The sequence below is a fragment of the Bacillus sp. FAU20 genome, assembly GCF_056033865.1.
On sequence record NZ_JBVYHY010000021.1, the window covers coordinates 741,133 to 758,782 of the forward strand.

At 35.9% G+C, this 17,650-nt stretch carries 18 protein-coding genes, 1 pseudogene and 1 other annotated feature; of the genes and pseudogenes, 7 read left to right on the top strand and 12 right to left on the bottom strand.

Annotated features, from left to right (window positions below):
* Positions 1-9: 9 nt before the first annotated feature.
* The 5 genes from leuA to ilvE all read right to left on the bottom strand — a co-directional run bounded on the left by leuA (position 10) and on the right by ilvE (position 5,987).
* Positions 10-1,530 carry a 2-isopropylmalate synthase gene (gene leuA, locus AC0OM3_RS17585; protein ID WP_002181741.1) on the bottom strand — a complete coding sequence of 507 codons (1,521 nt, stop codon included), beginning with the start codon at positions 1,528-1,530 and terminating at the stop codon, positions 10-12.
* Position 1,531: 1 nt separating this feature from the next.
* A complete protein-coding gene (ilvC, locus tag AC0OM3_RS17590) occupies positions 1,532-2,542 on the bottom strand; it encodes a ketol-acid reductoisomerase (protein WP_001151743.1) in 1,011 nt (336 codons plus the stop codon).
* Between the two features lie 26 nt (positions 2,543-2,568).
* Entirely contained in the window at positions 2,569-3,078 is a 510-nt protein-coding gene (gene ilvN, locus AC0OM3_RS17595; RefSeq protein ID WP_000822953.1) for an acetolactate synthase small subunit, read from the bottom strand.
* Positions 3,075-4,775: an acetolactate synthase large subunit gene (gene ilvB / locus AC0OM3_RS17600; RefSeq protein WP_000095836.1), complete on the bottom strand. Its 1,701-nt coding sequence runs from the start codon at positions 4,773-4,775 to the stop codon at positions 3,075-3,077. The genes ilvN and ilvB overlap by 4 nt, the downstream gene beginning before the upstream one ends.
* A 72-nt stretch (positions 4,776-4,847) precedes the next feature.
* Positions 4,848-5,075 (bottom strand) — a binding site (T-box leader).
* A 15-nt stretch (positions 5,076-5,090) separates the two neighbouring features.
* Positions 5,091-5,987 (bottom strand): branched-chain-amino-acid transaminase, encoded by an 897-nt coding sequence (ilvE, locus tag AC0OM3_RS17605; RefSeq protein WP_474212518.1) that lies wholly within the window; start codon positions 5,985-5,987, stop codon positions 5,091-5,093.
* 414 nt (positions 5,988-6,401) lie between these two features.
* Between ilvE and AC0OM3_RS17610 the strand changes: the two genes are divergently transcribed.
* Positions 6,402-6,641 carry a DUF3911 family protein gene (locus AC0OM3_RS17610; protein WP_000752512.1) on the top strand — a complete coding sequence of 80 codons (240 nt, stop codon included), beginning with the start codon at positions 6,402-6,404 and terminating at the stop codon, positions 6,639-6,641.
* An 86-nt stretch (positions 6,642-6,727) separates the two neighbouring features.
* Entirely contained in the window at positions 6,728-6,967 is a 240-nt protein-coding gene (locus AC0OM3_RS17615; protein ID WP_000101018.1) for a YkuS family protein, read from the top strand.
* Positions 6,968-7,319: 352 nt separating this feature from the next.
* Here the strand turns inward: AC0OM3_RS17615 and AC0OM3_RS17620 are convergent, their stop codons facing one another.
* Entirely contained in the window at positions 7,320-7,409 is a 90-nt protein-coding gene (locus tag AC0OM3_RS17620; protein ID WP_000608227.1) for a hypothetical protein, read from the bottom strand.
* Between the two features lie 108 nt (positions 7,410-7,517).
* Complete coding sequence (ytfJ, locus tag AC0OM3_RS17625) at positions 7,518-7,985, bottom strand: GerW family sporulation protein (RefSeq protein WP_000204241.1); 468 nt, start codon at positions 7,983-7,985, stop codon at positions 7,518-7,520.
* Between the two features lie 281 nt (positions 7,986-8,266).
* Between ytfJ and AC0OM3_RS17630 the strand changes: the two genes are divergently transcribed.
* The gene (locus tag AC0OM3_RS17630) at positions 8,267-8,632 is read left to right on the top strand and encodes a hypothetical protein (RefSeq protein WP_000136544.1); all 366 of its coding nucleotides are present in this window, start codon (positions 8,267-8,269) and stop codon (positions 8,630-8,632) included.
* Between the two features lie 36 nt (positions 8,633-8,668).
* On the opposite strand, the gene AC0OM3_RS17635 is transcribed toward AC0OM3_RS17630, so the two are convergent.
* Positions 8,669-10,012, bottom strand: a complete 1,344-nt coding sequence (locus tag AC0OM3_RS17635; protein ID WP_000355549.1) for a TrkH family potassium uptake protein — start codon at positions 10,010-10,012, stop codon at positions 8,669-8,671.
* Between the two features lie 1,267 nt (positions 10,013-11,279).
* Here AC0OM3_RS17635 and AC0OM3_RS17640 point away from each other — a divergent pair.
* The gene (locus AC0OM3_RS17640; protein WP_000814805.1) at positions 11,280-12,515 is read left to right on the top strand and encodes a dicarboxylate/amino acid:cation symporter; all 1,236 of its coding nucleotides are present in this window, start codon (positions 11,280-11,282) and stop codon (positions 12,513-12,515) included.
* 22 nt (positions 12,516-12,537) lie between these two features.
* Here the strand turns inward: AC0OM3_RS17640 and AC0OM3_RS17645 are convergent, their stop codons facing one another.
* Together AC0OM3_RS17645 and AC0OM3_RS17650 are read right to left on the bottom strand one after the other, a co-directional pair.
* Positions 12,538-12,693 carry a hypothetical protein gene (locus tag AC0OM3_RS17645; protein WP_000184928.1) on the bottom strand — a complete coding sequence of 52 codons (156 nt, stop codon included), beginning with the start codon at positions 12,691-12,693 and terminating at the stop codon, positions 12,538-12,540.
* Positions 12,694-12,847: 154 nt separating this feature from the next.
* On the bottom strand, positions 12,848-13,267 hold the full coding sequence (locus AC0OM3_RS17650) for a MarR family winged helix-turn-helix transcriptional regulator (protein WP_000081444.1): 420 nt from the start codon (positions 13,265-13,267) through the stop codon (positions 12,848-12,850).
* 161 nt (positions 13,268-13,428) lie between these two features.
* Between AC0OM3_RS17650 and AC0OM3_RS17655 the strand changes: the two are divergent.
* Both AC0OM3_RS17655 and AC0OM3_RS17660 read left to right on the top strand, forming a co-directional pair.
* Positions 13,429-13,859 (top strand): annotated as a pseudogene (locus AC0OM3_RS17655) (YrvL family regulatory protein).
* 33 nt (positions 13,860-13,892) lie between these two features.
* Positions 13,893-14,480 carry a thioredoxin family protein gene (locus AC0OM3_RS17660; RefSeq protein ID WP_003300531.1) on the top strand — a complete coding sequence of 196 codons (588 nt, stop codon included), beginning with the start codon at positions 13,893-13,895 and terminating at the stop codon, positions 14,478-14,480.
* Between the two features lie 38 nt (positions 14,481-14,518).
* Here the strand turns inward: AC0OM3_RS17660 and AC0OM3_RS17665 are convergent, their stop codons facing one another.
* Positions 14,519-14,983, bottom strand: a complete 465-nt coding sequence (locus AC0OM3_RS17665) for an SRPBCC family protein (protein ID WP_000006434.1) — start codon at positions 14,981-14,983, stop codon at positions 14,519-14,521.
* A gap of 287 nt (positions 14,984-15,270) precedes the next feature.
* Positions 15,271-16,062 (bottom strand): bacitracin resistance undecaprenyl-diphosphatase, encoded by a 792-nt coding sequence (gene uppP, locus AC0OM3_RS17670; RefSeq protein WP_000796266.1) that lies wholly within the window; start codon positions 16,060-16,062, stop codon positions 15,271-15,273.
* A gap of 186 nt (positions 16,063-16,248) precedes the next feature.
* Between uppP and AC0OM3_RS17675 the strand changes: the two genes are divergently transcribed.
* A complete protein-coding gene (locus AC0OM3_RS17675; protein WP_074594821.1) occupies positions 16,249-17,607 on the top strand; it encodes an MATE family efflux transporter in 1,359 nt (452 codons plus the stop codon).
* The last annotated feature ends 43 nt before the right edge of the window (positions 17,608-17,650 follow it).

The window sequence follows — 17,650 nt, forward strand, 5'->3', positions numbered from 1 at the left end:
ATCAAATATTTATTTCACAAGCGCTATAAGAGATTTTAATTTCCCTGCTGCATGGACATAAGCTCTCGCCGACGCTTCCAATACGTCTTGCGCAACTCCGAAACCTGATATTTGGTGACTACCTTCTTTTAATTCAACATGAACATGAGCAAGTGCATCTTGACCTTGTGTAATAGATTGTATGCGATAATCCGCCAATTCACATTCTAATCCTAAAATTCTTTGGATTGCATTATAAATCGCTTCAATACTACCAGAGCCAGTAGCTGCATCTTCATATACATTTCCTTCCTCATCTTTTAGTACAACTGTCGCGCATTGTGTACTATTTGATACAAAATGTACTTGTAATTGCGTAATGTTATATTGCTGGGCTGCAAATGCTGCTTCACCAAGCATAAGTGCGCGTAAATCTTCTTCAGTAATTTCCTTTTTACGATCAGCTAATTTTTTAAATGCTTCAAATACTGTATCCCGCTCTTCGTTTGTAAATTCATAGCCAAGTTCTTTCATTTTTTCTGTAAACGCATGACGCCCAGAATGTTTTCCAAGTACAAATAGGTTTTGAGATTCGCCTACTAGTGCTGGTTCAATAATTTCATATGTTGTCACTTCTTTTAATACACCATCTTGATGAATTCCTGATTCATGAGCGAATGCATTCGCTCCAACAATCGCTTTATTTTTCGGCACCACCATACCTGTTAATCTGCTTACCAATGTACTCGTCGCCTTAATTTCTTTTAAAGTCATCGAAGGCTCTGCTTTATAAAAATCTTTTCTAATATGAAGAGCAACTGCGACTTCTTCTAACGCCGCATTCCCTGCTCTTTCTCCAATGCCATTAATCGTTCCTTCTACTTGCAGTGCTCCCCCTTCAACTGCGGCTAGCGAATTTGCTACTGCCATCCCAAGATCATCGTGACAATGACAAGAAAAAATTGCTTTTTCATATGAAGGAACGGATTCTTGTAAGTATTTAAAAAGAGAATAATACTCTTCCGGATTCGTATATCCAACTGTATCCGGAATATTAATTACATTCGCTCCTGCGCGAATCGCAATTTCTACTGCTTCAGCTAAAAATGCTCTCGATGTTCTTGTCGCATCTTCTGCAGAAAATTGTACTGTCGGAAATAATGATTTCCCGAGCGTAACCGAGCGATGAATACTATTTAACACATCTTCTTTTGACATACAAAGTTTATATTTCATATGAATATCACTCGTAGCTAGAAATACGTGTAGACGAGGAGACACAGCACCTTTCACAGCTTCATATGCTCTTCGAATGTCACTTTCTTTCGCTCTAGCTAAACTCATAACCGTAGCATTTTGAATTGTATTCGCAATGCGCTTTACCGATTGGAAGTCTCCTTCGGAAGCTGCCGCGAATCCAGCTTCCATTACATGAATACCAAGCCTCTCTAATTGTCTAGCAATTTGTAATTTCTCTTGTTCATTTAAATTCACTCCTGGTGATTGTTCGCCATCACGTAGCGTCGTATCCATGAACAAAATCTTCTTCATATTATTTAATCCCTACCTTTACTCGCGGCTGTACGAAAGGCATCATTTCACGTAATTTACGTCCAACTACTTCGATTTCATGTTCATTCTCTTTCTCATTTGTCGCATGGAAATTCGGTCTTCCTGCTTTATGCTCTGCAATCCAACCTCTTGCAAATGTACCATCTTGAATTTCTGCTAGCACTGTACCCATCGCTTTCTTCGTATCTTCAGTAACAACGCGTGGTCCTGATACGAAGTCTCCCCACTGCGCTGTATCTGAAACTGAATATCTCATATTTTCAAGTCCACCTTCGTACATAAGGTCAACGATTAGCTTCAGTTCATGTAAACATTCAAAATATGCAAGTTCAGGCTGATACCCCGCATCAACTAACGTTTCAAACCCTGCTTTTACAAGTGCAGTCACTCCGCCGCAAAGCACAGCTTGCTCTCCAAATAAATCTGTTTCTGTTTCTTCTTTAAACGTCGTTTCTAGTACACCAGCTCTCGTTGCTCCAATTCCGTCAGCATAAGAAAGTGCTTTTTCAGTCGCAACTCCTGTTGCATCTTGATATACTGCAAATAATGCAGGAACAGCCCCTCCCTCGGCGAACGTACGGCGTACGAGATGCCCCGGTCCTTTTGGCGCTACTAGAAATACATCTACATTAGCTGGTGGTTTTACTTGATCAAAGTGAACATTAAATCCATGTGCGAACACTAGAGAGTTTCCAGCCTGTAAATTTGGTGCAATTTCAGCTTCATATACTTCTGGTTGTAATTCATCAGGCAGTAGAATCATTACTACATCAGCTTTTTCCGCTGCTTCTGCTACTGTATATACAGAAAACCCATCTTCATTCGCTTTATCCCAAGACTTACCCTTTCTTAAACCTACTACTACATCAAATCCGTTATCACGTAAATTTTGCGCATGCGCATGACCTTGCGAGCCATATCCGATGATTGCTACTTTCTTTTCTTTTAATACATTTACTGTTACATCTTTCTCATAATAAACTTTTGCCATTTTCATTTCCCCCTATATTTAAATGATTATTGGATTAACATAACTTGCTTATCTTGTTTTTTCATACTACGCGTAAAGGCTGTTACACCTGTTCTTGCAATTTCTTTCAAACCGTATGGACGAAGTAATTCAATTAACGCTTCTACTTTTTCCTGAGTACCTGTTACTTGCACAACTATGGAATCCTTCCCAACATCTATTACAGCGGCTCGAAACGGTTCAATTAAACTGTATAATTCAGCTCTTGCTACTGAAGTCGCTACTTTAATAAGTGCAAGTTCTCTTGCAATCATCGCTTCTTCTGTAATATCTGATACTTTCAAAACATCAATTTGCTTATGAAGTTGTTTAATTAACTGCTCGACTTGCTGTTCACTTTCAACGTGTACAACAATCGTCATCCGCGATATGTCAGATGATTCCGTATGACCTACTGAAATACTTTCAATATTAAAATGTCTTCGTGTCATAACCCCTGTAATTCGGTTTAACACACCACTTTGATTTCGAACTGTCGCTGTAACAATTCTCTTCACCCTTTTTCCACTCCCTCCATTTGGTGAACACCTTTTCCTGGTGCAACCATCGGCATAACCTTCTCTGATTGAAGTACACGACAATCAATTACGACTGGCTCTTGTAATTCAATTGCATGCTGGATTTGCTTCTTTGCAAGAAGTGGATTGTCAATACGAACACCTTTTATGCCATATGCATTCGCAAGAGCGACGAAATCTGGTTGGCATGGCAATAAAGAGTGCGAATATCTTTGGTTGTAAAATTCATCTTGCCATTGTCTTACCATTCCTAAAGCTTCATTATTTAAAATAAATACTTTAACAGGTAAAGCGTGTTCTTTTAATACACTTAATTCTTGCAGAGTCATTTGAAACCCAGCATCACCAACAATTGCAATAACTAATTCTTCAGGCTTTGCAATTTGCGCACCGATTGCTGCTGGAAATCCGAACCCCATCGTTCCTAATCCGCCAGAAGTTACCCATTTATCTGGATTTTTCAGCGGATAATATTGTGCTGCCCACATTTGGTGTTGCCCAACGTCTGTTGTTACAATCGCTTCTCCCTTCGTAATTTCATATAGCATATCAATCGCATATTGAGGTTTAATACGTTGAGAATTTCGTTTATAAGAGAATGGATATTTTTCTTTTCTACTCTTTAATAAAAAGAGCCATTCATGATGATTTTCTTTCTTTCCTTCTGATTGAAGCAATACTTCTAACGCCTGCTTAGCACTTGCAACAATAGGAATCTCTGTTGGCACATTTTTCCCGATTTCTGCTGGATCAATATCGATATGTGCAACAGTCGCCCCTTTAGCAAAAAAAGCTAAATTTCCAGTAAGACGATCATCAAATCTCGCGCCTATATTAATGAGTAAGTCGCATTCATATAATGCCATATTGGCTGTATAAGAACCGTGCATTCCCCCCATCCCTAGAAATAGTTCATCATCTGGCGGAAAACCACCAAGTCCAAGTAATGTATGCACAACAGGGATTTCATATTTACGAGCAAAACTTGTCAATTCTTTCGACGCTTTCGCGTGCAATATACCCGCTCCAGCTAAAATTAACGGTTTTTTTGCGGTTTCAATTACTTGTAGTAATTTGTTTATTTGAAGTAGATTCGGTTCATAATTAGGGTTATATCCTGGTAAATCCATTTGTACATTGCTACATCGCTCACCTTTCTCGACTACCATATCTTTCGGAAGGTCAATAACGACTGGTCCTGGTCTTCCTGTTTTAGCAATATGAAATGCTTCTTTAATAATCCGAGGTAAATCTGAGGCCTTTCGCACTTGATAGTTATGTTTTGTCACTGGCATCGTAAGTCCCATAATATCTGCCTCTTGAAAAGCATCGCTCCCAATTAACGTTGTTGCTACTTGGCCTGTAAATACTACAAGTGGCAATGAATCAATCATCGCATCAGCTAGACCCGTAATTACATTTGTAGCACCTGGTCCACTCGTTGCAATTACAACCCCTGGATTCCCTGTAATTCTGGCATACCCTTCAGCAGCGTGAATCGCCCCTTGCTCATGCCTTGTTAAAATATGTGGAATTTCACAATCATACAATGCATCATAGAGAGGTAAAACGGCACCACCCGGATAACCGAAAATCACTTCTACGCCTTCCTTTTCTAGCGCTTCTAACAATAGCTGTGCACCAGTTGCCAGTTTCTCTTCCGTTTTTGAAGACATTGTTCTTATAAGCCCCCTTTTTCAAACTTTTATACAATAAAAAAACCCTACGTCCACACTCCAGCTATGTGCTGAAGGGACGAAAGATTTCGCGGTACCACCCTTCTTTGCAAGAATACTCTTGCCTCAGTGATCCATAAATGGATCTAGCTAATAACGGAGCTACCGTCTAAGCCTAGACAAATGCTTTAGCTTAGCACTCAAGGGCGATGTTCGTCGACGTGAACCATCGGTTTTCAGCAACCACCGACTCTCTGTGAGGCTTCACAATCAACTACTCCTCCCTATCAACGCTTTCTTATGTTAAAAAAGTTGTTATCCAACTTTGTTTTCTTCGTAAATTTTCTCTCCATCTTCTACAACTAACTTACGAAACTCTTCTAATAAACGGTTCGTATGTGGACCTGTTTGCCCTAAGCCAATCGTTCTACCATCTACTGTCGTAACAGCAATAACTTCAGCAGCTGTTCCTGTTAAAAACACCTCATCAGCTACATATACATCATGTCTTGTAAATAACTCTTCTCTTACGTCATATCCAAGTTTTTCACCAATTTCTAAAATGGCGTTTCGTGTAATACCTTCTAACGCTCCAGCAGAACTTGGTGGTGTAATTAATTTATTTCCTTTAACAATAAACACGTTATCTCCTGATCCTTCAGCTACATATCCTTGATCATTTAACATAAGTGCTTCTTGTACTCCAGCTAATTTCGCTTCAATACGAACTAAAATATTGTTTAAGTAATTTAAAGATTTTACTTGAGGGGATAAAACATCGGGACGATTTCGGCGCGTTGCAACTGTTACAACTGGAATCCCTTTCTCATAATATTCTTGTGGGAATAAAGATAATTGTTCTGCAATTACTACTACATTCGGCTTCTTACATGAATCGGGATCCAATCCAAGATTTCCTGCTCCTCTTGATACAACAAGTCGAATGTATCCATTAGATAATTTATTTTGTTGAATTGTCTTAACAACAATATTTGTTACTTCATCTAATGAATATGGAATTTCTAAAAGGATTGATTTTGCTGATTCATACAACCGGACAAGATGCTCTCTCAAACGGAAAACATTACCGCTATAAACTCTAATTCCTTCAAATACTCCATCGCCATATAAATAGCCATGATCATATACTGAAACTTTTGCTTCATCTTTTGGAACAAATTCTCCATTTAAGAAAATCCATTGCTCATTCACTAGAAGCGCCTCCTATGTTCTATGAATTTTTTATTGTTTCCTAGTTTACTCTCCTTTCTAAATAAATCAAGTGAATTTTTAGAAAATTTATAATTTTTAATCGTACGTACTTCTTTAATTATATTGATTTAACAACATTGTTAACGTTTACAAAAAGTCAAAAAATTTTTTCCGCCAATTTCCACTAAAAAAATATTTGTTTAAAAGAAGGATTTTCATCAATTGATACGAATCTATTGTATTCAATAAACGGACATCCGATTTTATAAATCCGGGAATATATAACGACTTTTGGTGAAAAAGGGGGAAAATAACAAAAATAGCGCTGTCTAAAAATAACATTCATATTTTTCATTTCGTAATCATAATCCTATTTTTAAAAAACAATTTGTCAAAATAAAGGAGGAAATAAATATGGCGTGTGTACAAATTAAAGGAACGAGACAAGAGGTAGTAGAAATGCTGCAATTATTTGATCTAATGGATACGAAAGGTTTTTGTAAATTCGATAATTACGTAGAGGTAGAACCAAATACGAAAGAACATAATCATTTTATTGCTTCAATTGACATCCATTCAAATACTTCTTCAGCACAAGATACATTAAACGACCAATTCGTTAGTCAAATGCTTACTGGCGTATATAACGACTAAACAAAGATTTACTTCCTACCGTCTTTTCATAAATATATGCAGTGAACTTGAGCATACTAGCAATTAGATGGTAGGAGGTGAGAATTATGGCTAGAATTGGCGTTGAAAACTCATTAACAGACGTTCAACAAGCTCTTCAGCAACAAGGTCATGAAGTTGTTACACTTAACTCAGAACAGGATGCACAAGGGTGCGATTGTTGTGTGGTAACTGGGCAAGATTCCAATATGATGGGCATTGCAGATGCATCAATTAAAGGATCAGTCATTACAGCTCACGGTTTAACAACGGATGAAATTTGTCAACAAGTTGAAAGTCGCACTTAAAAAATGAAAGAGGACTCCTTTTAAAAGGAGTCCTCTTTTTTATATTCACCTAACGGGAAAGTAACATATACTGGATGAAAGCCCTACCTCTCTCTCATCATTACGGTTCCACTGACCGCTCCTTGATTCACTAGTATACATATATAGCTTACAAATACAATTTATAGGGTTTGTTCACAAAAGTTGTTGATAAAATTACCCGATCTTTCGCAAACTTTTCGTATTGCATTCATAAGAAATATTTACTCTACACTAGCTGTAACCGAGACACGAATTAAAATTTTAACACCAATACAATAACTTGTCAACATTTTTCTGCAAATTAAAAACAGACAGTAACGGTTTGTCTGTTTTAGAATGGAGCTTTTTCTTTTATTACATATACAACAAAGCCGCTTACTAACATAAATAAGCCAACTACTAAGTTTTTAATATTAATCATAAAGTCCTCTCCCTTATTCCATACATCATATATATTTACATTTCAATTATTCCGATCATCCTAAAGCGCACTTTTTCTAATATATCATAATTCCTAAAAAATGCAAGTTCACTTTTGACGACCATTTACAAATTTATCTACAGTGCTTGGTACAGTATTTAAAGCCTTTTCAATTAAATGTGTACTACTGTTGAGATGTAATACTTGCACCCCATTAGAACCAACTACTAAAAAAGCCACTGGACTAATGGAAACCCCAGCCCCGCTTCCTCCTCCAAATGGATGCCCTTGCTTGTTCTCTTTATGCTGATTTTGCCCACCGTTATGTTTTTCAGTAATGAAATCCCCTTTAAAATCACTTCCACCAGCTCCAAAACCAAAAGCCACTTGAGATACTGTTAATACTACATTTCCGTCAGCTGTTGAAACCGGACTCCCAACAATCGTATTTACATCTACCATCTCTTTTAAATTTGTCATTGCCGTTTTCATTAAATTTTCAATTGGATGTTCCATTATGTATTGCACCCTTTCCTCATTATTCCTTTTTATACTTTCCAAAATAGAGGAAGTCATACTAACTTTTCCTATTTCAAGAAAACATTTTCCTCCTTTTAAAAGATACTACTCCCTGTACATGCTCCGGTATAGTGAAACTTTAATCAGTGGGGGGGTGTTTATCCCCCACTGATTATTAGCCCTAACCAATCGGGCTTTTACGGGCACCCCAATCCCCACCTAACTTTTTTTGCTTTCGCTGAATTTTGAGATGGGGTCTTACTACCCGTTAATGCGGGATAAAAAAGAAAAAGAGATACATACTACTATTGAACCTTGTTATGAAAGGAGTCATGACTTTGACTGAGAAATTTGATGATTATAAAAGAAGAGATAGAATAGATAGTGATTATAAGGAAGAGTACGCCGCTGAAGTTGCACCACAACGCATTGATTATAATTACGATGATAAAGACGATAAAGATGCTGTAAAATCTTCCGCTGCTGGATCAACTGCTGGTTTTATTGCTCTTGCGCTATCTATCTTATCACTATTTACATTCCCAACACTATTTGGTCTTGTTTCTGTTTTACTCGGTATTTACGCTTATAACCGCGGAGCTACTGTAACTGGGGGTATCGCTGCAGTTGTTGGTGGGATTGCTGCACTTATTGCAATTTTATTCCGAGTAGCACTAATTGGTTTACTGTTCTCTCTGTTCTAAAAAAAGAAAAAGGTATCTCGCTTAACGTGGGATACCTTATCCTGTAAACACATCTTCCGATGGATATTTTATTTTTTGTTTTGCTGGTCGCGCTAAAGAGAACACAAGTGTTAATGGTCCAATCAATCCGCAAAACATAACAAACATAATAATACATTTTCCGAATGCCGATAGCTTTGCAGTAATTCCCATCGTTAATCCGACTGTGCCAAACGCTGATATCGTCTCAAATAATAATTGAATAAAGCTGAAGTTTTCTGTCAGCATTAATATAAATACCGCTGCAAAAATAAGTATTTGACTGGCAACAGCAATGGCTAATGCTCTCGTTACTGTTGACATTTTTATCGTACGCTGAAATAATACGATTTCCTCTTTTTTTCTAAAGAAAGAAAGGACAGATGTAATTAAGATAACAAACGTCGTTAATTTAATTCCTCCACCTGTCGATACACTTCCTGCACCAATAAACATCAAAATCATCGTAAATAATATAGATGATTCTTCCATTCCCCCGTAGTCAACTGTATTAAATCCAGCAGTACGAGGAGTTATACCTTGGAAGAAAGAAGCCCATAACTTTTCATTTAAAGGTAAATTCCCTAACGTCTTCACATTATTATATTCCAATACAAAAATAACAATCATCGCTATAACATTTAGCACTACTGTTCCAATAATCATGATTTTCGAATGAAGCGATAATTTTCGAAAACTACGGCTATACCACATATCAATTAATACGGTAAAACCGAGTCCCCCTATTACAATTAAAGAGCAAATCCCAATATTAATAATGGGATCCCCTACATATCTTGTTAAATTATCTGGCCATAAAGCAAAGCCTGCATTATTATAAGATGCAATTACATGAAAAATACTATAGTATAAACCTTTTCCAAAACCAAACTCTGGAATAAAGCGAAACGATAAAAAGATGACCCCAATAAGTTCAATACAAATCGAAAATATAAAGACACGCTTTACTAATTTTACAAGACCACCTATATTTGTTTGATTAAATGCTTCTCCAATTAACAAACGATGACGTAATCCGATTTTTTTACCTAGTACCCAAACAATTAAAATGGCAATTGTCATAAGACCTAGACCACCTGTTTGAATTAAAAACATAATAACAATTTCGCCAAACATCGTAAATGTACTTGCTGTATCCACTACTCCTAAACCAGTTACGGTCGCTGCTGACGTTGCTGTAAAGAAAGCATCTACCCAACTAATATGTACTTTCGTTGCGAATGGTAATTTTAATAACAAACCGCCAACCACAATTAAGCAGAAAAAACCTAATGCTAATATTTGTGGTGGGTTTAATCGTATAAGACGATTATAAAGTCCTTGTTTTTTTGTTATGTCCATATCACTAACTCCCTTATTAAAGTGAAGCTTTCCCCTCATAAATAAAAAGCTTTTTAAAAGCCCTTAAATAACTGGGACAAACCTTATATTCTCATAATATAGTTGAGCATAATCCTTTTTTTTATAGATTACAACTTTTATTTATATTCAGATTCCTTTTTCGTTTTATGCTGGAAAACTATATCCTAGCTCAATATTGCTAGCAATAACAATTTCATATGTACTATTTTTCAAATCCCCATATCTTTCACTCTATGTTCACGCAGAGATCACATCCACCTTTTATAGTATATGTATCGAAGCTGTTCCTCCCTAATTTATAAGACATTCCCCAGTGTCTTTGAATAGCTTCCATCCCTAATTAAATTAACATAAATTGTCCCCTTCCTTGACCATCTTATATGTGATGGTCTTATTTTTTGTTTGCTCTATCTTTTATTCCGCTATTTGTGGGCAATAAACGCCCGATTGGTTAAGGCTAATAATTAACAGGGGATGAACAAAAAACACTCATTAAATTTTCATTTTATTTAAAACTCCCTCTCTCTTTCACCCTATGTTCACACAGAGGTCACATCTACCTTTTATAGTATATGTATCGAAGTTGTTCCTCCCTAATTTATAAGACATTCCCCAGTGTCTTTGAACAGCTTCCATCCCTAATTAAATTGACATAAATTGTCCCCTTCCTTGACCATCTTATAAATGATGGTCTTATTTTTTTGTCTTTCTATCTTTTATTTAAAACTCCCTCTCTCTTTCACCCTATGTTCACACAGAGGTCACATCTACCTTTTATAGTATATGTATCGAAGTTGTTCCTCCCTAATTTATAAGACATTCCCCAGTGTCTTTGAACAGCTTCCATCCCTAATTAAATTGACATAAATTGTCCCCTTCCTTGACCATCTTATAAATGATGGTCTTATTTTTTGTCTTTCTATCTTTTATTTAAAACTCCCTCTCTCTTTCACCCTATGTTCACATGAGAGTCACACCTATCTTTTATAGTATATGTATCGAAGTTGTTCCTCCCTAATTTATAAGACATTCCCCAGTGTCTTAAAGCAACTTCCATCCCTAATTAAATTGACATAAATTGTCCCCTTCCCTTGACCATCCTATGTGATGGTCTATTTTATTTTCCAAACACAAAATAAGTCTATCTACACTTAAACAAAAAATTCAGAAAATATTGTAAAATTAAGTATTTTTTCGGTATAATTACTTTAGAAAGAAATTTCGCAAAAACAAAAGGGGGATTTTATTGAAACAAACAAAAGCAATCTTAATCGCATTATTTCTAGGTCTAGTTGTTGGACTCACTCTAAATTTAGCTGCTCCATCTATCTTTGAGCCACTAAATCAATATGTGTTCAACCCAATTGGTCAATTGTTTATTCGACTTATTAAAATGCTAGTTGTTCCCGTTGTGTTCATTTCTATCGTACTTGGTGCTGCCGGTCTTGGAGATCCGAAACAACTTGGAAGAATCGGTTTAAAATCAATTTCATTCTTCCTCGTAACAACTGCGGTTGCCATCTCTATAGCGGTTACATTTGCACTTATTATAAAACCAGGAGCTGGCGGTAATTTTAAAACAGAAGGTCTTAAGTATGAAGGTGCAAAAACTGAAACATCTTTCGTCGACACATTGCTAAATATCGTACCAGATAACCCAGCAAAAGCGATGGCTGACGGAAACATGTTACAAATCATTGCCTTTGCCGTATTGATTGGACTCGGTATAGCTATTTTAGGAAAACGAGTTCAAGGTATCCATTCATTACTTGAACAGGGCAACGAATTAATGATGTATCTTGTTAATATCGTTATGAAATTAGCCCCAATTGGAACATTCGGTTTGCTCGCTTCATCCGTTGGTAAAATGGGTCTTACAGGCGTCGCTGCGATGTTCAAGTATATGATTGTCGTTATGTTAGTACTCATTATTCACGGGGTCTTTGTATATGGCGGCTTATTAAAGGTATTAGCAAAAGAAAGTATTGTTCGTTTCTTTAAACATTTCGGACCAGTAATGGCAATTGGATTTAGTACATCTAGCTCTAATGCATCGCTTCCATTTGCAATGAAAACAGCACAAGATAAACTTGGCGTTCCAAAAGCGATAAGCTCATTTGTACAACCACTAGGGGCAACTATTAATATGGATGGTACTGCCATTATGCAAGGGGTAGCCACTGTATTTATCGCTCAAGTATACGGTGTTGAACTTACATTACCCCAATTAGCTATGGTTGTATTAACTGCTGTACTAGCTAGTATCGGTACTGCTGGTGTACCTGGTGTTGGACTTGTAATGCTTACAATGGTTTTAAATCAAGTAAATCTGCCAGTAGAAGGCATCGCTTTAATTATCGGTATTGACCGTATTCTAGATATGTCTAGAACAGCTGTAAACATTTCTGGCGATGCAATTTGCGCAATGATTGTCGCAAAATCAGAAGAAAAATATAATACGGATCAATCGGCAGCATCTTAAATCAAAAAAGGAGTGAATTATTTCACTCCTTTTTTGATTTACTCCCTTTTTTAGAACGATATTCTTTTCCTTTATTATCATTACCAGTTTCAAATTCAGTGCTAAATTCCTGATTAAATTGGCCGGACTTTGGTGACCCTTGATTACCGCTCCCTTTACTACCGTTACGATTCGTCATACTTCTCCCTCCTTCCTTGTATTAGTAGTATGGCGCTCTATCTTTTTTCATACACATTTTATTTATTAACATCTATTACACACGAAAGAAGATCTCCCATATATAAGGAAGATCTTCTATTTCATCACGTAAACGTTTTCTTGTTTATAATCACTTAAATAAGTTTTTGGGAAATTGAAATCATTACATTCATTTCATCTTCTGAAAGTGCAGAGAATCTTTCTTGTAAATATTGTTTTTTCGCATCTTCCATTTTCGAAACTAAATCTTTCCCTTGTTCTGTAATCTCTAAATACACAACTCGGCGATCTGATGTAGAACGTGAACGAGTTACAAAACCTTTATTAATTAATTTTTCTGTAACAGCTGTAATATGACTATTCGACACATTTAATTCATTTGCTACACGCGATACCATTTCTTTATTCGTACGATTTAATATTCTCAGAACGATGAATTCATTCCACGGTATGTAACCACCGAATATTTTTCCAATATCATTACGCAACGTGCGAAACATAGCAAACACATTTGTCGATAGTTCTTCCATTAATTGCTCTCGATTTTGAGACAACTTTGACAGCTCCTTTTATTTCATTTAGTTAAATAAAAACCTTATTAATAATTTTACATGAAATCTTACTTTTTGTCACCTTATTTTCCCATAATTCGTAGTTTTTTAATATGTATTTCATGATAAAACGAAGTCACCTTTCAGAAAAAGGGGGTATTTTAATGCATGAGAAGGAGAGGTTCTCAAATCTCAGCCTAAAAGATAAAACAATTATCATTAGTATTATTGCTCTTTTTCTTATTATAGTTTTTGCATTTATATTTTTTGTATATGTAGGAATCTTTCAAATTACAGGTATAGCGTATAGTTCACGTACTACTTTACTTCTCTTTTTTTATTAATCACTTTCTTAGATAGTATTACATTATTTATTTTCAGTTTCTTCAAAGCGCTGCTATATCCATTGACTCAAAACATGCCAAATTTGATTTCTATCACTCTTTTCTCATTCATTGAAATTACACTAGATTGGTTCGTCATTCATACTGCTGATGATTGGATAGAAAGCGTACAAATGTCTAACTTAACTGAATTATGTGTCGTACTATTCTTTTTTCTATTAAATAAATTATTAAGTGACAAGAAAGAGTAAGAATACAAGCTTTTCTATATAAAAATTGGTACAATGAAAGCAAATCTTACTAAAGAGGTGTTAATTATGAACTTACAACAATGGGCTGATAAAGGTATGTCCTTTGATACATATGTGAATGAAATGAAAGTAAACCAATACGAACTACTACACATTTACAATAACTTTTTAATTCCAAATGAATTACTTCCTGTATTAGAAGAACGTCAAAATGATGGCTGGCGTGTTATCGTATTAACTGCTGATTGGTGTGGCGATGCTCTTTTATGCGTACCTGTTATGAAACGCATTTCTGAAGTTGCAAATATTGATATGAGTTTATTAATTCGCGATGAAAACTTAGAATTAATGGATCAATATTTAACAAATGGAACAGCACGTGCGATTCCAATCTTTATTTTCATTGATAAAGACGGAAATGAACAAGCTGTTTGGGGACCACGCGCTCCAAAAGTACAAGAATTAGTAACTTCAATGCGCGCTACATTACCTGAAAAAGAAGATCCAACATTCGAAGAAAAACAAAAAGAAATGTATGCTAATTTCCGTGCTACATTAGCTGATGATACTTCTCTTTGGGAACATGTAATGGAAAACATGATGGAAAAAGTAGTAAAATAAAAACCTGCCGAGCTCGGCAGGTTTTTTATTTTACAAAATTATAATCCTTTTTTCTGAGAATATGCGGCATCTACGCACTCTGCTAGACGCTCTATCTCCCCCATATAGACTCCACGAGTCATCCACCCAGTCAACTTATACATAATCTTATATAAAAAATTATTCGGTTCAAATTCTATAATTAAAGTAAGTGATGTGCCTTCTTCATCCTCTTCTAACATATAAGTTGCGACTGTATAGCCTTGCTTCATTTCACATCCAATTGATACGATATAAGGTGCTTCACACTCTAAAATTTCTGCCTCAAACTCATATATTTTCTTACCCATCTTTTGCACAGATATATATTTATCCCCTTCACGAGGATTGTTTATATCTACATTTGGAGGATACCTGTTTTCTACCATAAAGGTACTCCATTCCAATATCTTCTCATCATTATTTACATAATCAAAAACGACATCAATTGGTGCTGGAATTACTATTTCTATTGCAAAACTCACTAAACTGCTCCTCTCAAATACCCTATAAATTTTATTTATCCCGCTATTTGCCGGGCAGTAAGACCCCCACCTCAAAATTCAGCGTAAGCAAAGAAGTTAGGTGGGGGGCGGGCTGCCCGTAAAAGCCCGATTGGTTTAACTAATAAAATCATTATGTCATATTTTACATAGTGAAATACAAGTAAATGAGAGCGAAAATTTTATTTTCTCCTCCTATAAAAGAAATCCCCTATAGAATAGACTTTTTTCAAGTGTCTATTCTATAGGGGATTACCGATAATTTATTCTTACATAATGAAGAAATAGAATACCGCAGCTAAAATGAAACGATAATAAGCGAACGGTGTTAGTTTTACACGAGATAATAATTTCAAGAATGAAACAATTGCAAGCATCGCAACAACGAATGCAGTTACAAATCCTGTTACAAATAGCGTTATATCTGCTGAGCTTAATACATCCCAGCTTTTAATTAAATCTAAGCCACTTGCAGCTACCATCATCGGTACCGCTAAAATGAACGTATATTCAGCTGCCGCTGTATGCGACACGCGAGCTAATAAACCACCACTTATTGTAGAACCAGAACGAGAAAATCCTGGCCAAAGAGCTAAACATTGGAACATTCCAATTGTAAATGCCTGTTTATATGTGATTTCATCTAACGTTCTTGCTGTACTTGGTTTCGAAAACTTCTCAGCAACAATCATTAAAATACCACCGGCTACTAAGCTAATAACAACTGGTCCTGGACCAAATAAAACCTCTTTAATAGTGCTATGGAATAATACGCCAAGTACCCCGGCAGGAATCATCCCGATAATAATATGTAATAAATTTAACGATGGTCCGTCTGTTACTTTACCTATTCCAACTAACGACCATAGACGCTTCCAAAATATAACAACAACTGCTAAAATCGATCCCAATTGGATAACAACTTCAAAAACTTTCGCTCTCTCATCGTTAAATCCAATTAAATGTCCTGTTAAAATCATATGTCCTGTTGATGATACTGGTAGAAACTCTGTTAACCCTTCAACAGCACCCATGATTAAACCAATTAACCAATCAGCCACAAGTAGTGCCTCCTTAATAACAAATAATATGTAATTTTTTCACACCTTATCATAATACCTTATCCCTTTTCAAAGTGCATCCTTTTTTTATTGGCTTCATATGTTGTAGGCGCGTATTTCTTTTCTAATCTTTGATTAAATTGTATGATAGTAAGAGTTTGTTTTTTTATACGGAAAGGGGATTTTATGAAAGAAACTACTTCATTCTCACAAAAGTTAAAGCAATTTGTATTACTATTTTTTCCGATTTTCGTAACGCAAATGTCATTATTTGCGATGAGTTTTTTTGATACAACAATGTCAGGACATGCAAGTCCAACTGATTTAGCAGGTGTTGCAATTGGAACAAGTATATGGATTCCAGTTAGTACGGGGTTAACAGGAATTTTAATGGCTACTACTCCCATTGTTGCACAGCTCGTTGGATCCAAGAAAAAAGAGGACGTTCCCCACGTTGTCATACAAGCAGTTTATTTAGCAATTTGTGCTAGCTTCGTTGTTATCCTCATCGGTTTCTTCGTCGTTTCACCTATTTTAAATGGCATGCGCTTAGAAGAACCTGTGGAACGTATTGCAGCGCAATTTTTAAGTATTATCGCAATAGGAATTATACCTTTATTCACTTACACTGTTTTACGTGGATTTATTGATGCATTAGGAAATACTCGAACAACGATGATTATTACATTACTATCATTACCAATTAACGTAATATTGAATTACCTATTAATTTTTGGTAACTTCGGTTTCCCAAAGCTTGGTGGTGTCGGAGCAGCAATTGCTTCCACTGCAACATATTGGTGCATTTTAATTATTACAGTCATTATTATTCAGACGAAAGAGCCTTTTGCCTCTTTCAACATTTTCAAACAATTATACCGACCTTCTCTTTCGAGTTGGACAGCATTCTTAAAACTTGGCGTCCCTATCGGATTTGCTATCTTTTTTGAAACAAGTATTTTCGCTGCGGTAACGCTCATGATGAGTAATTTTAGTACGACAACTATTGCAGCTCACCAAGCAGCTATGAACTTTGCTTCCTTGTTATATATGACTCCGCTAAGTTTAGCAATGGCAATGACTATTGCGGTTGGATTCGAAGTTGGAGCAAAACGTTACAATAATGCAAAACAATACGGACTGATTGGAATTGGATTAGCCCTTGCCTTTGCTTTATTATATTCGATTCTTCTCTACTTTTTTGATGATCAAATTGCTTCTATTTATACGACAGATGCAAAAGTTCATCATTTAGCAAAAGAATTTCTTATCTTTGCAATTTTATTTCAAATTTCAGATGCAATTGCAACCCCTGTACAAGGAGCTTTGCGTGGTTATAAAGATGTAAATGTTGCTCTAATTATGACTTTAATTGCTTATTGGATAATTGGTCTACCACTAGGTTACATATTAGCAACGTATACAGAATGGGCCGCGAAAGGCTATTGGATCGGTCTTATTATCGGTCTAGCATTTGGCGCTGCCTTCCTACTTATCCGTCTTTTTCAAGTACAACGAAAATATATAACACAAAACAGCCGCTAATAATAAAGCGGCTGTTTTCTTTATGCATATTTTTTCTTGTAAC

Excerpts from the sequence above, each read along its gene's own strand:
- AC0OM3_RS17615 (WP_000101018.1), top strand. The coding sequence starts at position 6,728 with ATGGCTAGAATTGGCGTTGAAAACTCATTAACAGACGTTCAACAAGCT.
- ilvC (WP_001151743.1), bottom strand. The coding sequence starts at position 2,542 with ATGGCAAAAGTTTATTATGAGAAAGATGTAACAGTAAATGTATTAAAA.
- AC0OM3_RS17620 (WP_000608227.1), bottom strand. The coding sequence starts at position 7,409 with ATGATTAATATTAAAAACTTAGTAGTTGGCTTATTTATGTTAGTAAGC.
- AC0OM3_RS17675 (WP_074594821.1), top strand. The coding sequence starts at position 16,249 with ATGAAAGAAACTACTTCATTCTCACAAAAGTTAAAGCAATTTGTATTA.
- AC0OM3_RS17660 (WP_003300531.1), top strand. The coding sequence starts at position 13,893 with ATGAAAGCAAATCTTACTAAAGAGGTGTTAATTATGAACTTACAACAA.
- ytfJ (WP_000204241.1), bottom strand. The coding sequence starts at position 7,985 with ATGACTTCCTCTATTTTGGAAAGTATAAAAAGGAATAATGAGGAAAGG.
- leuA (WP_002181741.1), bottom strand. The coding sequence starts at position 1,530 with ATGAAGAAGATTTTGTTCATGGATACGACGCTACGTGATGGCGAACAA.
- ilvB (WP_000095836.1), bottom strand. The coding sequence starts at position 4,775 with ATGTCTTCAAAAACGGAAGAGAAACTGGCAACTGGTGCACAGCTATTG.
- AC0OM3_RS17610 (WP_000752512.1), top strand. The coding sequence starts at position 6,402 with ATGGCGTGTGTACAAATTAAAGGAACGAGACAAGAGGTAGTAGAAATG.
- AC0OM3_RS17645 (WP_000184928.1), bottom strand. The coding sequence starts at position 12,693 with ATGACGAATCGTAACGGTAGTAAAGGGAGCGGTAATCAAGGGTCACCA.
- AC0OM3_RS17635 (WP_000355549.1), bottom strand. The coding sequence starts at position 10,012 with ATGGACATAACAAAAAAACAAGGACTTTATAATCGTCTTATACGATTA.